Here is a 13,893-nt window from a genome sequence, read left to right as displayed (position 1 = left end):
TTGCTCATGCCGGACCACCCGATCCTGCAGGGACGTACTTCCGTTCCGGGACGCGCTCATGGACTTCGGCGATGGCGGCCCTCATCCCCGCGGTAATCTGCCCAATATCGGCCGCGGTGCTGATATACGGTGGCATCGTGTAGACGAGGTTGCGGAACGGCCGGAGCCAGACCCCGTGCCGGATGGCTGCGGCAGTGACCGCCGTGACGTCGACGGCGTCGTGCAGTTCGATGACGCCGACGGCGCCGATGGTGCGGACATCACGGACGGATTCAAGGTCAACTGCAGGGGCGAGCCCCGCTTCCAAGCCTGCACGGATCCGTGCGACGTCGGCCCGCCAGCCGCCGCCGTCGATGATGCCGAGGCTGGCGTTGGCCACTGCGCACGCCAGCGGGTTGCCCATGAACGTGGGGCCGTGAAGCAGCGCCCCGACCTTGCCGCCGGATACCGTCGACGCAATTTCCCCTGTGCAGAGCATGGCGGCCAGGGTCAGGTACCCGCCGGTGAGGGCTTTGCCCACGCACATGATGTCCGGCACAACGCCACCATGATCAGCCGCGAACAGTTCGCCGGTACGGCCAAAACCGGTGGCGATCTCGTCGAAGATGAGCAGCAGCCCATGCCGGTCCGCCACCTGTCGCAGCACCGTCAGGCATTCGGCCGGGTACGCGTGCATCCCGCCGGCACCCTGGAGGACCGGTTCGACGATAATCGCGGCCAACTCCCCGGCATGCGCGGCCGCAATGTCCGCGAGTTCGGACGCCCAAACCCGCACGGTCTCCGGTGTCGCGGAAGAAGCCGCCGGCGGTCGGGGTGCAAAGACGTTGGCGGCCAGCAGGCCCGGGAAGGCGGAGTGCATGCCGTCAACGGGATCGCAGACACCCATCGCCGCGAAGGTATCGCCGTGGTACCCGCCACGGATGCTGAGGAAACGCTGCCTCAGGGGGTGCCCGGAGGCGGTCTGGAACTGTACTGCCACCTTCAGCGCAACCTCCACGGCCACCGAACCCGAGTCGGCCAGGAATACCCGCTCCAGCCGCGCCCGTCCAGGTGCGGACGGCGCCATCTCCACCAGCCGCTCGGCCAGTTCAACCGCCGGGGCGTGCGTGAGGCCACCGAACATCACATGGCTGAAGCTGTCCAACTGCCGCTTTGCCGCCGCGTCCAGCACCGGATTGCGGTAACCATGGACGACCGACCACCACGAAGACATCGCATCCACCACCTCGTGGCGAGTGCCGTCCTCGCCCCGAAGCCGCAGCCGCACGCCGTCGGCCGCCTCCACTTCCCACAGCGGAAGGCCCTGCGAGGCGGGCGCGTAGGGATGCCACAACCGCGCACGGTCCCGCTGGATCAGACCCGGCTGCGCCTCATCGATCATGGTGCGAGCACGCCGTGGCGCGAGCACTCGGCGGACCAGCCCAGCGGAGTGACCTGGACCTTCATGCGGCGCCGGCAGGCGGCACAGTACCGCGGCGGCTCCATGGCGAGCCGTTCGCGGCAACGGTGGTGAACGTCCGACGCCGGGCCGGTGCCGCCGTCGTTCGGCTCGCCGCAGAGACCGCAAAACGCAGCCGTGGTTGGGCCCGCTGCGTCGCCGGCGGTTGAAGCGTTGGGGAGCGAAACCCGGTTCATAGCGTCTTCTGGAGTTCCTTGATGGGCATGTTCAGCTCGACCAGGAGGTTCAGGTCCGCGGTAGCCGGCCGGCCCAGGGTGGTGAGGTAGTTGCCCACGATGACGGCGTTGATGCCGCCCATGAGGCCTTCGCGGGTTCCGAGGTCGCCGAGGGTCAGTTCCCGGCCACCGGCGTAGCGGAGCACGGTGCGGGGCATGGCGAGGCGGAAGGCGGCGATGGCGCGGAGGGCGTCCTTGCCGTCCATGATGCCCTGGTTTTCCAAGGGAGTGCCGGGCCGGGGGTTGAGGAAGTTCAGTGGCACCTCGTGGGGTTCCAGTGCCGCCAGTTGGACTGCGAGTTCTGCCCGCTGCTCCACTGTTTCGCCCATGCCGATCAGCGCTCCGCAGCAGAGCTCCATGCCGGCGTCCTTGACCATGTTGCAGGTGTCCAGGCGTTCCTCGTAGCTGTGGGTGGTGACGACCTCCGGGAAGTAGCTGCGGGCGGTCTCGAGGTTGTGGTTGTAGCGGTGCACGCCCCAGCTGGCGAGCTGGTCCACCTGCCGCTGGGTGAGCATGCCGAGGGAGCAGGCGATGTTGATATCCACTGCTTCGTTGATGCGGTCGATGGCGAACTTGATCTGGTTCATGAGCTTGATGTCGGGTCCGCGGACAGCCGCGACGATGCAGAATTCGGTGGCTCCCGTGGCAGCGGTTTCCTTTGCGGCCTTCACCAGTTCGGGGATGTCGAGCCAGACGCCGCGGACGGGGGAGTCGAAGAGGCCGGACTGGCTGCAGAAGTGGCAGTCCTCGGGGCAGCCGCCGGTCTTGATGGAGATGATGCCTTCGACTTCGACGTTTTCGCCGCAGTGTTTGAGCCGGACTTCGTGCGCCAGTTGCAGGGCGGCGGGCAAGTCGCTGTCCGGCAGCCGGAGGATTTCCAGGAGCTGGCTTTCGGAGAGGCCGATACCCTGGTCAAGGACCTGTGTGCGGGCGGTTTCGAGGATGGTGCCGGGCTTGGCCTGGAGGTCTGGCTGCATCGTCATTGATCGTCCTAGGGTGCTTAGGTGCGGATATTTCTTGTGATCTGACGGTAGTTCCCGGTTGCAGGCGGGATTTTGTTGGGTTTCGACAAGGTGCTGAAGCCGACGTTGGACGGACCGCGTGCTGCTTTACTCAGGAGGGCGCGACTCGCGCCTGCGGAGTGTCCTCCTAGACTCGCCATTGCGTTAGCCCTTCGCGGGTGGCAACGTCCGTCCACAGCGCAGGTCCCTCAAGGGCAGGAAGCCCCTGGGCAGACGGAGCGGCGGCGCAGATGACGGCGTCAGGTTCCACCGGGGTACCGCGCTCAAGCTGGACGCCCGCGCCGTCAAAGGACTGCACGGCACCGACGACTTCGAAGCCAGTTTATCGCCGGCTAACACGGGCGACAGGGACCCGGACGCTATGAGGGGGGCACTCGCGGGAGCAGAATGGATTCATGGTCGACGCCGCGGTGTCTGAACGCCTTGCGGAAGGCGAAAGCCTCCTTGCGTCTGCCGACTGGGCAGCGGCCGCAGCCGTATTCGACTCCGTGCTGGCGATCCGTGACCAGCCAGAGGCCCACGACGGCCTGGCAACCGCGCTGTGGTGGCTTCGGAACGTGGACCAGGCTGTGGCCGCGCGCACGGCGGCTTACGCCGGCTTTCGTCGTTTCGGCCAGGACGCGAGGGCATTCCGCTCAGCACTGTGGTTGGCGCGGGAATATGCAGAGTCGCTGGGCAACGAGCCGGTCAGCCGCGGCTGGCTTGCGCGTGCCGAGGGCATCGCAGCCGGCCTCCCGGACGGCGTCGACCGCGGGTGGCTGGCTGTGACTCGCGGGCTGTTGCGCACTGACCCGGCAACGGCGCGTGACGACGCCCGAACCTCGCTGGAAGTTGCGCGGAGCTGCAATGATCCGGATCTTGAAGCAACGGCCCTGGCGCTCCTGGGCCTCGGGACCATTGCCGCTGGCGACGTACCGGAGGGGATGACGCTGGTTGATGAGGCGATGGTGGTGGTTACGGCGGGCGAACTTCGCGACAAGATAGTTTTCGGCGATATCTGCTGCATGGTTACACGGGCCAGCGAAGAGGCCTGCGACACTTCCCGCCTGGGCCAGTGGAACAAGATCCTCCTGCGCTTCATGCAAAGTACGGGGCACCCCGCGCTCCTGGAATTTTGTGGCACGTGCTGCGCGGAGATCTTCCTCGCCTCCGGCGACATCGCCAGTGCCGAGGACTGGCTCAGCAAAACGCTCCGCGAGCTGGAACTGGGCGGTCACCGTGCCCGATGCGTGCACCCGGCAGCAAAGCTTGCGGAGCTGCGGCTGCTGCAGGGCCGCGTGGAGGAAGCAAGCCGCTTGCTCGCGGGCTTTGAAGACCGCACCGACGCGTTGCGGGCGACGGCGGCGGTGCGTCTCGCGGCTGGTGACACAGCTGTGGCTGCGGCGCTGCTGCACCGCCGGATCCATCAGGTCGGCGAGGGCTTGCTTACCGTTCCACTGCTCGCGCTGCTTGCGGAGGTGGAACTTGCTCAACACGTCCCGAGCCAGGCCGTGGCGACCGCAGAACGCCTGGACAGGATTGCTTCCGCGACACGCTGGCCCCGCGCCATCGCGTCGTCCCTCCTGACAGGTGGTCGCGTCGCGGCCGCCGTCGGTAACACCGACTTGGCGCACGAACGGCTCGACTCAGCGATCGCGATTTTCGGCGAGTTGACCATGCCGCTTGAGGCTGCGCGGGCACGGCTCGCATTGGCCGAAGCTTTGCGCGAGTCGGACCGTGAAGTGGCTGTGCACGAGGCCGGGGTGGCGCTTGCAGTGTTCGACGGCGCCGGCGCTAACGGTTTGGCCGACAAGGCGGCTGCGCTCCTTCGATCCCTGGGCGGCCCTGCCCGCACGGGTCCTAAGGCACTGGGCCTGCTGTCGCGGCGGGAACGTGAAGTACTCGCCCTGCTCGCAGAGGCCATGACCAACGCTGAAATCGCGGAGCGCCTTTTTATCAGCGCCAAAACAGCCGAGCACCACGTGAGCAGCATCCTGGCCAAACTGCAGCTGCGCAGCCGTGGCGAAGCGGCCGCCTTCGCGCTGCGGCACTCCCTCGTGGAATAGGACCGCAAATGGGGGATGCCCCCCATCCTTTTCATCCGGCGGCAGCGCATTCTTGGGGTGTCCGCAGAATATTTCCCTAGGAGGTGCGGAAATGAAGCAGCAAAGAACTGCAGCCAACGTCCTTAATCGCGAGGTTGCCGTGACCGTCCGTGAGCACAGCGCCGTCCCAGCACATACGGTTTTCGATGTCCTCGCTGATTTGGCCGGCCATCCCGGGTGGGGAGGCGCCGAGGCTTCAACGCTTTTGTCCATGGATGCCCCACCGGGGCAGGCCTTGGCCGGGACGGAGTTCACGTCCACGGCCGAGGACTCCATATGCCGGATGCGGGACTCCTCAGTCGTCACGGAAGCCATTCGACCATCAACGTTCGAGCGGGTCACGGAGTCGGCATTGGAGTCCAAGAAAAACGGGACGCCGGCGGACTGGCTCCTGGTGCACCGGTATGAAATACGGCCGGACGGAAACCAGAGCAACGTGACCTACACCTGCCGCCTGGTCCGGGCGACCGCCCTGCCCGGCATGCTGGCGATGTTTGGAACTCCCGTCTTGCGGTCACTCGCCGCGCGTGAGTGGGCGCGGGCAAGCAGGGCAGGGCTGCAGCGGCTGATCGCGGCCGCGGAAACCACAGCACGGGCGTGACCCGCGCAGAAGACAAGAAAAGGAACAAGACGATGGCAAAGCTATCAAAAGACGACGAGACCGCACGGGTGGAGCGCATGACCGGCTATGAGGGCCGCTATCGGGAAGCCGACGGATACACGATCGCATTCGAAAAATTCGAGGAGGGAGGCGATTTCACGCCGTTCTACCAAGGCTTGCCCGATGACCTGTGCCAGAGCCACCACTGGGGATATGTCGTCAAGGGCAGGCTCATCATGCACACGCCCGCGGGGGACGAGATCGTCGAAGCGGGTGAGGCCTACTACACGGCTCCCGGCCATACTGATGAGCTTGCTCCAGGTACAGAATTGGTGGAGTTCAGCCCGAGCGACGAGCTCGCCCGTACGCTGGCAGTGGTAGCGCAAAACCTGCAATCCGAGGCGAGCTGACTATCCGAATGGACACCCGTGGCGGCTGAGCTACTCGGCTGGTGGACGCTTCCTTTGCTGTTTCGTCGCCGCACGCTGTTGCTTTGCGGCAAGGCGACGGCGGTTCGAGCCCCGCGTAGGTTTGGTCGCCCGGCGGCGGGCCGCTTCGGGAGCAATACCCTCTGCCACCAGGCCAGCGAGCTTGGCCAGGGCGATCTCGCGATTGCGGAGTTGGGAGCGCTGCTCGGAGACGGCCAAAGTAATCACCCCGGCGACTAGACGCGGTTCGAGACGCGTCAGCAGCCTCACTCGTTGGACGTCCGACAGCGCCGACGAGGTGCAGACGTTCCAGAAAAGCTCCACGCGGCTGTCCGAGGTGTTGACGTGTTGTCCGCCAGGTCCGGACGACCTCGAAAACCGCCAGCCGAGTTCCGAGGCGGGTATCGTGAGCGCGGGCGACACCTCCAGATCCATGCACCAAGCGTTGCACAACATGGGCACGGGTGAAGACTCCTTTCGGGCGGCAACACCGGGGTCCCGGCTGGGCTGCAAGGTCCCAGGAGTACAACTCCAGGAGTAGGGTTTGCCCTAGTCGACGAAGGGGTCACCATGAGCTACAAATACCGAACCGTCCGGGTTCGCGGTACCGACCTGGTTGGAACAATTGCCCGGAAGCATGGAAGTGCGCCTGATATCTACGAAACGTCCAAGGACCCCAGCACATCAGTAGTCCCGGTCTTCTTCGAGGCGACGGGCGAGATCCGTTTCTTTGACAGGTCGATGCTGGAGGACGTCGTTGCGCCCGCCGGCTAGTTGCGGAAACCGCTGCGATTAGTTCGTGGCCGCGACTGTGAAGCCGATTATCCTCCTCGACGTTGATGGCGTGCTCAACCCTGTGGCCCGCCCTGGCAGGGAAGGGGATCCGACGGAGTTGGTGCTGTCGGATGGCACCGTTTCCCTCGTCAGAAGGCTTGCCCGGTGCGGACGGATCGCGTGGGTTTCAACGTGGCCGGCTGACGCAACGGCCAGCTTGGAGTCGCGGCTGCAGCTGGACGAGGAACCCTTGCGGGTAACGGTGTCCATGCGTGCCGAGGACATCGAAGAGCCGACGCCGAAGCTCCGGTCGGTGCGCCGGTGGTTGGCCACAAAGGAACTCCTCGGCGAAGCAGACTGGGACGCCGTGGTGTGGATCGATGACGTGCTGGGGTCCGACGCCCGGGAATGGGCCCACAACCATCACCAGCCGGTCCTGCTGGAGAAGCCGGCTCCGGCGCAGGGGCTGTCGGAATTGCACGTCGTCGCTGTCGAGGTGTTAACGAATGACAGTCCGGACGATTGATCCGCCCGGGCCCAGAGGGCCTCTTCCCGCAGCGCGCGTCCGGTGGGACGATGCCTTTATGAGTGATAAATACCCAGAACAGCCGCATGATCTTGGCCCGCACCAGCACGCGCATGCGGCTCCAACCACGCAGCAGATACGGACTGTCGGACAGCGCCGGCGGGACGCGGAGGAGAAGCTGGAGCATCACCTCGATGAGGCACGCCATAAGGCCGAACACCACGAGGAGACGGCCAAGCCGGGTACGGAAACGGGGAGTTCCGGTGCTCCGGAGGTCAACGGTGGGGATGTAGCCGCCATACAGAACGATGAGCGGCTGACCGCCGCCGACCGCGTGGACCTGATTGCCAATCAGGTCGTCCCCGAACCGGAGGACAAGCAGGCATCCCAGGCAGGCGAACAGGAGCAAGGACCGTAGCAGAGATGAAGGACATGACCTTCAGGACGGGAGAAGCCCGGGCCGCCGCTGCACCTGAACCGCGGGTGGGTGGCGATCTCGCCGGCCAGCTCAGCGATCTCGCCCGGGAGCTTCAGCAGGAGGAGGACACTGAAGCGCTGCTGGTGGACATTGTTCACGCTGCCCTGGACCTGATCCCGCACGTTGCCGATGCCTCCGTCAGTCTCGTCATGGGCAGGAGGACCGTCCAGTCCCGGGCAGCCTCAGGAGATCTCCCCCGGAAGGTGGATGCATTGCAGAGCGCCACGGGTCAGGGACCCTGCATTGACGCCGCCTACGAGGAACGGATTGTCCGGGTCCCGAATATGGGCCGTGAGGAACGTTGGCCGGATTTCGCGCGGGCAGCCTACGACGCCGGTGCCCGGAGCATGCTGGCGTTCCAGCTTTTCGTTGAGGGGGACAACCTGGGCGCCCTCAACCTGTACGGCGACGACGTTGACGTTTTCGATCAGGAATCAGAACAGGTCGGCCTGCTGGTAGCCGCCCACGCGGCGGTCGCCTTTTCCGACGCACAGGAAATCAGCCAGCTCAACCAGGCCCTGGACACACGCGACCTCATCGGACAGGCCAAGGGAATCCTGATGGAAAGGTTCAAAATCAGCTCCCAACAGGCGTTCCAAATCCTGACGAGGGCCAGTTCCGAATCCAATATCAAACTCAGGGACGTCGCCGACCACCTCGCCCGCAGCGGAGAAATCCTCACTCGCCACCGCGGCTAGGGATCTTCCCCTGTGCGTTCCGCTCCTTGGAGTTTAGGCAATATTGCCCGGATCTTGAGCCGATCCGGCGTGTCCGCAAGTACTCCTGAAGCTACTGTTTCCGTAGTGGTTCAGGCAGATGGACCCCCACTCTGAGTGGTTGGAGCACCGAATGGCTGACAGCAAGCACAACGATGGAGAACGTCAGGAAGCCGAGGGGCAGGCCGGAGACGAAGCTTCTGAATCGGCAGACAGCGGTGAGAAAGTTCATGAGGACCGTCCTGACCACGCACAAAGGCCGCGCCGCATTCCAGGCCTGCACGGCTACGACCCGGATCAATGGCCGGACGCAAGCGTTTAGCCGGTGAAAGCACGCAAGGTCTTACTTGATCAGCGCTCCAAGTGGCTACCATGGGCGATCCTCTCGCTCACGTTGGCAGGATGTGCCGGATCAGGCCTGCCGGCTCCGGGCCCCGACGCGCGGCCCACAGTGACCCGGGCAGTTGGATCTCCGCTTCCTCAACCAAGTCCCTCACACGCCCCTACGATCACAGTGACGAGCGCGGCCCGTGTGACCGTCGCACCTGACATTTACGATCTGCAGGGCGAAAAATACGAAGAGGGCTGGGGCTACGGTTGGTCCATCTCACCGGCTTTCCTAGTGATGACTGACGACCGGGATAAGGCGGCTAAAGCGCTGGGAAGGGCAGCCATTCGTTTTTCGTATGTGGGTGACAGCGGCAGGGAACTTACCCTTGCCGAGATCGAAGGGAACGACACCGAGTACACGCCCAACTACGTTTCCGACGTTTACCTGACCCATCTTGGGCCGATGATTTGGGCTGACACCAAGGGCGAACTGACAAAAGGGATGGGGGAGGGAATGCTGGGTATCCTCGTTTCAGAGCTCCGGTCCGAGGAGATAACGGCCGTCGTCACGGCCCCACCGGCGGACCTTTCATTGGAAGGCGTACCACGCATAGAGCCTCAACCGTAGAGCAGACTTAGAGTCATGGCTGATTCTGAAGCGGTTACAACGCAACGTTCGACAGTTGAAGACTGGACGCGGGCTTTAGCGGAGTCCAACGGTTCGCCGGGCGGTGGGGCCGGCACGGGAGTGATGCTGGCCATCGCCGCATCACTGACGTCCATGGTTGCCGGATACACGGAACCTGGGGCGGCCCAACACGCGGCGCTCAACGCTCTCCACGCGCGGGCGCATTCCCTGCGGGAAGCCGCTCTTCGGCTGGCCGACGACGATGCGTCGGCGTCTGCTGCTTTCGGGGCTGCCTTCAGGCTTGAACCGGGGCCGCAACGTGAGGAGGCGATACACCGTGCCTCCATCGAAGCCGCCAAGGCATCGGCGGTGCTCGGCGAACGCGCCATCGACGCCATCGATGACCTGGGGTGGCTGGCATCCAACGGAAACCCGGCGCTCATTTCCGATGTCGTCGTCGCGTTCGGTGCCCTGCGCGCCGCGGTGACAGGGGCACGCACCAACGTCAGTTTTGACCTGGCACAACTGACCGCCGCCGGTGCCGCGCTCGAACAGATCCGGGAAGAGCATCCTGTCTTGTGGGCCACTGTGGAGCGCTTCAATGCCGCCCTGGACCGCATCGACGGCTTGACGGGGAGAATCGACCACCGGGCCGCCCCCACTGACGCCTCGTCGTTGGGGTGAGCCCGGAAGGTTCAGCAATAACGCCTCAGTAACGGCACTTCCGTAAGTTCAAGGTGGACCGAACCGATCAGTGGGAGGTAAGCCATGGCGCCGCGACTCATCGAAGTCCGCCAGCCCAAATCAAACGATGTCGTTGGCCGGGACTTTACGATCGCCGGCTTCGGCACGGGATTTGAAGCCACTGTGCTGTGGCGGGTGCTCGACGCTGCCGGGCACATCGTCGCCACCGGCAACATCCAGGGCGCGGGGAGCATGGGGGTGATCCGTGACTTTGGGCATCAGGTTTCACTCGGCGGATTCACGGCCCGGGCCACCCACATGATGCTTCAGGTTTTCGGCGAGGACGCCTCCGGTATGAATCCGCCCGGGACCGATCTGAACGTCGTCCCGGTTACGGTATTCACGGGGCTGGAGGGCTTCAGGCTCTACGAAGTAGTTAGCGGTGACAACCTGACAAAGATCGCCCGGGATCAGGGACAAAACACCACGGCCGACGACATTTTCCAAGCCAACAGGGACCGGATCAGCAATCCGAACCTGATTTTTCCCGGCCAAGTCTTCCGCATCCCGCTCCTTGCCTGACGGTTGCCCCGTGGCGTGACGGCATAGGGGATGCAGTCCAGCCGACAGGAATTTTTGACGCAGGACATGAAGGAGAAGCCCGAACACCTTGGGGCCATTGCCACTGCCCTTCGTAAGTTCAGGTAAATTTTGTCCATTGAAATGCCAAACTTCCCCGGGCGGAGTCGTACGATGGCCTCGTCCTATCACTCAAATTTGGGGGAAATCACCATGAGCTATCCGCAATACCCGCAGCAGCAGGCACAGCCGCAGACCTTCCAGGGCGGCGAGCCGCCGCTCTGGGCACCGTACTACGGAGCGCCGTTCCCGGTTGCCGTCAAGCGGTTCTTCAAGAAGTACGCCACCTTCTCCGGCCGGGCCAGCCGGAGCGAGTTCTGGTGGTGGGCTCTTGTGTCATTTGCTGTGAGCATTGTCCTTAACATCATCAGCGGCCCGGCGACGACGGCCGACGGCACTCCAAACTTTGGCGTCGGAAGCATTCTGGCCCTCATCTGGGGGCTGGCCACGATTGTCCCGTCCCTGGCGCTGGTTGTACGTCGTCTCCACGACGGCGGCTTCAGCGGCCTGCTGGCCCTCCTCCTGCTGGTGCCTTTCATCGGCGCCCTGGCGGTGCTGGTCCTGACGATCCTGCCGTCCAAACCGGAAGGCCAGAAGTACGACAGGCCGGCGGGCGTCTAGCTCCCAACTCGGTTAGCCCACGAAGCTGACCCACCATATGCAGAAGGGCCCGTTCGGACGAACGGGCCCTTCTGCATTCCTCTTCAGTCAGCCGCCCACGCGTGCCGGAGGGGGCTCGGCAGTCAGGTTTCATCCAGAAAACTCCGGAAGAGTGGAAGGCTGCGGGCCTTGCGCCCGCGAAATTCAGTCGAGCATCGAGGGTCCAGTTCCTGCCTTGGACCAGCCAAGGCGGGCACTGGCCGGACGAAAGCCCCGGAGGTTATGTGACGTTACTCATTGGTGGACCCGTGAAGACGGCCGCCCCGCAAACTACGGTTCGCCAGAGGCTGGGCGGACTGGATGTTCTACGCGGCGCCGCTGTTGGCGCCGTCCTGCTGGGGCATTCGTGGCCCGGAGTCTTCCAGGGCGCCGGCATCGTCGGTGTCATTGTGTTCTTCGTGCTGAGCGGTTACCTGATCACGGGCGTCCTGATGAGGGATGTCGAGCGGCACCGAAAGGTCCGTTACGGACGCTTCTACGCGCACCGGGCCTTCCGGCTGCTGCCGGCATTGACCGCCTTCCTGGGCGTATACGCCATCGTGGAACTCATGGCCGACGTCCTCGGGGACCGGTCGAAGGGAATCATCGGTTACACACTCCTGGCCGGTTTCGGGTACCTCAAAGACCTGCCGCTGCCGTTCGATGTCAGCATGGCCATCGGGCCGCTTTGGACACTTGCGGTGGAGGAACAGTTCTATCTCATCTGGCCGGCCCTCCTGGTGCTTGCCCTGCGGACGAACCGGCAGGCGCGCCTGATTAGCTGGTCGGCCGCCGTCGTCTATGCATTAATGGCCGCGAGCGTTTTGGGGATGCTGATCCTGGCCCCGCACCTGCACTCCCTGGTCTACGCGCTTCCGACGACGTGGGGCCTCGGGCTGATCATCGGTGCCGCACTGCGCCTGTATCGTGTGCGGTTGTCCGGGTGGTTCTCTGGGCGCAGCACCCGGCGGGCGGCCCTTCTTGGTGCGGCCGCCGTCCTGGGTGCGCTGATGTTCTTTCCCAAGGCCAACGAGTCCCCGGCGTTCTTTTTCGCCGGCGGCCCCCTGGCCATGGTTGCCGCCGCCGTCTTGGTGGTCCTGGCCTCTTCCACTCAGCGCCAAATGCCTCAATGGTCCCGGCCATTGCAGTTGCTGGGCACGGTGTCCTATGCGGCGTACCTCTGGAACTATCCGGTTATTCTGTGGCTCAACCACGGATCAACGGCCAACCTTCCGCCGCTCGTGGCAGTGCTGGCCATCGTGCTGACCCTGCTCGTGGCGGTGATCAGCTGGCACACGGTGGAAAGGCTTGGCCGCATAGGACGCGTACGGTTCGACAAGCGCTACGGCACCTAGGGGCTGGTCTCCTCGGTCGATGGCGTCGTCGAAGCTTTGGCCACATCGGCGGGGGAGCCCTGCCGGCGGCTCGCCAGCACGAACGGGACCACAAAGAGCTGGATCACACCGGCCATGGCAAGGGATGCGGGGTAGCCGAATACGTCGGCACCCCGGCCGAGCGCCGGCTGGACCACTACGCCACCGCTCGATCCCATCAGTGAAGCAAAGCTGAGTACTGTGGCCCGCTGCTTGGACGGGATCATGTCGTTGACGTAGGCCTGCCGCACGGGCATTGCCGCGGAGTCGACCACAGCCCACAGCGTCAGCAGGGCAAGCGCAACCCAGAACACCTGGGTAAACCCGAGCACCAGGAGAAGCAGCGCGCTGATACAGGCGCTAAGGATCAACACGGACGTGCGTTTGCGGAACAGGCCCCGGATATGAGGGGCGAGCCAGCCGCCCACTACTTCCGCGCCGGCCACGATTGCCGCCGCCAAGCCGGCCACTGAGTACGCCCGCGGGTCCCCGAAGAGCTCCAACAGGTACGGCTGCAGGGCATAGAAGACGTAGAACCCGACGCCGGTACTGAAGGGGGCAGCCAGCATCACGTACCGCACGGGCGGGATTTTCAGGCCGTTGTCGATCGAAGCGGACAGCACAGCCCGCGTCGCACGCAAGGGGTGCGCTGACCGCTCAGGGGTGAATCCGACGTCGTGCATGAGCCAAAACGCCAACGCGAACATGGCCAACAGCACGCCCACCCGCACAAGGAACGGCACGCCGAGGTCCGTGGCCTGGGCAATGACGCCGCCGGCCACCGAGCCAACGAGCATCGCCACCCCGGACACCATCTGCCCGCGCCCGAAGACCGACTCGAGCCCGCCTTCGTACCCCGAGAAATGCAGGGCGTCCACCAGCCAGGCCTCAACCGCCCCCGAGAAGAACGTGAAACCCAGGCCCAGCAGTATCGACACCGCGGCCCACCAGGGGAACGGCGCAGACAGCAGCCACAGCAGGTAGTAAAGGTAGGTCGAACCGGCCAAGGTTACGGTGCCCAGCAGGAACGAAACCCGACGGCCCCAACCGTCGGCGATCACTCCCGTGGGAACCTCGAAAATTACCATTCCGGCCGTGAAGAAGGCGTTCGCGGCGAAAGCTTCGAAGTTTGTCAGCCCCGCGTCAAGCAGGAATAGCGTGTTGACGCCCCAGATGAAGGAGGCCGCAAGGGTATTGCCCAGCGTCAACGTCAGATAGATGCGCTGAATCTTTCGGGCGGCAGCGTTCATCGTTTCGCCGTCCCCGCCGCGGCGAGTTAGGAACACGAGGCTATTCT

Annotated in this window: 19 protein-coding genes; 13 read left to right on the top strand and 6 right to left on the bottom strand. The window is 64.5% G+C overall.

Features of this window, described 5'->3' with window-relative positions:
* Positions 1-4 precede the first annotated feature (4 nt).
* The 4 genes from ACLKOZ_RS08235 to ACLKOZ_RS08220 all read right to left on the bottom strand — a co-directional run bounded on the left by ACLKOZ_RS08235 (position 5) and on the right by ACLKOZ_RS08220 (position 2,994).
* Complete coding sequence (locus tag ACLKOZ_RS08235; RefSeq protein ID WP_436474209.1) at positions 5-1,381, bottom strand: adenosylmethionine--8-amino-7-oxononanoate transaminase; 1,377 nt, start codon at positions 1,379-1,381, stop codon at positions 5-7.
* Complete coding sequence (locus ACLKOZ_RS08230; RefSeq protein WP_436474207.1) at positions 1,378-1,635, bottom strand: hypothetical protein; 258 nt, start codon at positions 1,633-1,635, stop codon at positions 1,378-1,380. The genes ACLKOZ_RS08235 and ACLKOZ_RS08230 overlap by 4 nt, the downstream gene beginning before the upstream one ends.
* Positions 1,632-2,657, bottom strand: coding sequence for a biotin synthase BioB (gene bioB, locus ACLKOZ_RS08225; protein ID WP_436474205.1), 1,026 nt, complete (start codon positions 2,655-2,657; stop codon positions 1,632-1,634). Before bioB ends, ACLKOZ_RS08230 begins: the two co-directional genes overlap by 4 nt.
* Before the next feature lie 166 nt (positions 2,658-2,823).
* Positions 2,824-2,994: a hypothetical protein gene (locus tag ACLKOZ_RS08220; protein ID WP_436474203.1), complete on the bottom strand. Its 171-nt coding sequence runs from the start codon at positions 2,992-2,994 to the stop codon at positions 2,824-2,826.
* Between the two features lie 97 nt (positions 2,995-3,091).
* Here ACLKOZ_RS08220 and ACLKOZ_RS08215 point away from each other — a divergent pair, with 97 nt between their 5' ends.
* The 3 genes from ACLKOZ_RS08215 (at position 3,092) to ACLKOZ_RS08205 (ending at position 5,791) form a co-directional block, all read left to right on the top strand.
* The gene (locus ACLKOZ_RS08215) at positions 3,092-4,741 is read left to right on the top strand and encodes a response regulator transcription factor (RefSeq protein WP_436474201.1); all 1,650 of its coding nucleotides are present in this window, start codon (positions 3,092-3,094) and stop codon (positions 4,739-4,741) included.
* Between the two features lie 91 nt (positions 4,742-4,832).
* Complete coding sequence (locus ACLKOZ_RS08210) at positions 4,833-5,381, top strand: hypothetical protein (RefSeq protein WP_436474199.1); 549 nt, start codon at positions 4,833-4,835, stop codon at positions 5,379-5,381.
* 32 nt (positions 5,382-5,413) lie between these two features.
* Positions 5,414-5,791, top strand: a complete 378-nt coding sequence (locus ACLKOZ_RS08205) for a hypothetical protein (RefSeq protein ID WP_436474197.1) — start codon at positions 5,414-5,416, stop codon at positions 5,789-5,791.
* 30 nt (positions 5,792-5,821) lie between these two features.
* Here the strand turns inward: ACLKOZ_RS08205 and arfB are convergent, their stop codons facing one another.
* Complete coding sequence (gene arfB / locus ACLKOZ_RS08200; RefSeq protein WP_436474195.1) at positions 5,822-6,244, bottom strand: alternative ribosome rescue aminoacyl-tRNA hydrolase ArfB; 423 nt, start codon at positions 6,242-6,244, stop codon at positions 5,822-5,824.
* A 135-nt stretch (positions 6,245-6,379) separates the two neighbouring features.
* On the opposite strand from arfB, the gene ACLKOZ_RS08195 reads away from it, so the two are divergent.
* The 10 genes from ACLKOZ_RS08195 to ACLKOZ_RS08150 all read left to right on the top strand — a co-directional run bounded on the left by ACLKOZ_RS08195 (position 6,380) and on the right by ACLKOZ_RS08150 (position 12,578).
* Complete coding sequence (locus tag ACLKOZ_RS08195; RefSeq protein WP_337351278.1) at positions 6,380-6,583, top strand: hypothetical protein; 204 nt, start codon at positions 6,380-6,382, stop codon at positions 6,581-6,583.
* 25 nt (positions 6,584-6,608) lie between these two features.
* Positions 6,609-7,109: an HAD domain-containing protein gene (locus ACLKOZ_RS08190; protein WP_436474193.1), complete on the top strand. Its 501-nt coding sequence runs from the start codon at positions 6,609-6,611 to the stop codon at positions 7,107-7,109.
* 58 nt (positions 7,110-7,167) lie between these two features.
* On the top strand, positions 7,168-7,527 hold the full coding sequence (locus ACLKOZ_RS08185; protein ID WP_337351276.1) for a hypothetical protein: 360 nt from the start codon (positions 7,168-7,170) through the stop codon (positions 7,525-7,527).
* Positions 7,528-7,532: 5 nt separating this feature from the next.
* Positions 7,533-8,285 carry a GAF and ANTAR domain-containing protein gene (locus ACLKOZ_RS08180; protein WP_436474191.1) on the top strand — a complete coding sequence of 251 codons (753 nt, stop codon included), beginning with the start codon at positions 7,533-7,535 and terminating at the stop codon, positions 8,283-8,285.
* A gap of 151 nt (positions 8,286-8,436) precedes the next feature.
* Positions 8,437-8,625, top strand: coding sequence for a hypothetical protein (locus ACLKOZ_RS08175; protein WP_436474189.1), 189 nt, complete (start codon positions 8,437-8,439; stop codon positions 8,623-8,625).
* A gap of 210 nt (positions 8,626-8,835) precedes the next feature.
* On the top strand, positions 8,836-9,261 hold the full coding sequence (locus tag ACLKOZ_RS08170) for a hypothetical protein (RefSeq protein ID WP_436474187.1): 426 nt from the start codon (positions 8,836-8,838) through the stop codon (positions 9,259-9,261).
* Between the two features lie 15 nt (positions 9,262-9,276).
* Positions 9,277-9,945, top strand: coding sequence for a cyclodeaminase/cyclohydrolase family protein (locus tag ACLKOZ_RS08165; protein ID WP_436474185.1), 669 nt, complete (start codon positions 9,277-9,279; stop codon positions 9,943-9,945).
* Positions 9,946-10,029: 84 nt separating this feature from the next.
* Positions 10,030-10,527 (top strand): Gmad2 immunoglobulin-like domain-containing protein, encoded by a 498-nt coding sequence (locus ACLKOZ_RS08160; RefSeq protein WP_436474183.1) that lies wholly within the window; start codon positions 10,030-10,032, stop codon positions 10,525-10,527.
* Between the two features lie 210 nt (positions 10,528-10,737).
* Positions 10,738-11,205, top strand: coding sequence for a DUF805 domain-containing protein (locus ACLKOZ_RS08155; RefSeq protein WP_436474181.1), 468 nt, complete (start codon positions 10,738-10,740; stop codon positions 11,203-11,205).
* A gap of 287 nt (positions 11,206-11,492) precedes the next feature.
* Positions 11,493-12,578: an acyltransferase family protein gene (locus ACLKOZ_RS08150; protein WP_436474179.1), complete on the top strand. Its 1,086-nt coding sequence runs from the start codon at positions 11,493-11,495 to the stop codon at positions 12,576-12,578.
* Here the strand turns inward: ACLKOZ_RS08150 and ACLKOZ_RS08145 are convergent.
* The gene (locus tag ACLKOZ_RS08145; protein ID WP_436474277.1) at positions 12,575-13,846 is read right to left on the bottom strand and encodes an MFS transporter; all 1,272 of its coding nucleotides are present in this window, start codon (positions 13,844-13,846) and stop codon (positions 12,575-12,577) included. The genes ACLKOZ_RS08150 and ACLKOZ_RS08145 overlap by 4 nt on opposite strands.
* Between the last annotated feature and the right edge of the window lie 47 nt (positions 13,847-13,893).

This window comes from Arthrobacter sp. R4 (genome assembly GCF_051365025.1).
In the GTDB taxonomy this organism is placed as follows: Bacteria; Actinomycetota; Actinomycetes; order Actinomycetales; family Micrococcaceae; genus Arthrobacter.
This window is presented reverse-complemented; position numbering and strand designations above follow the sequence as displayed.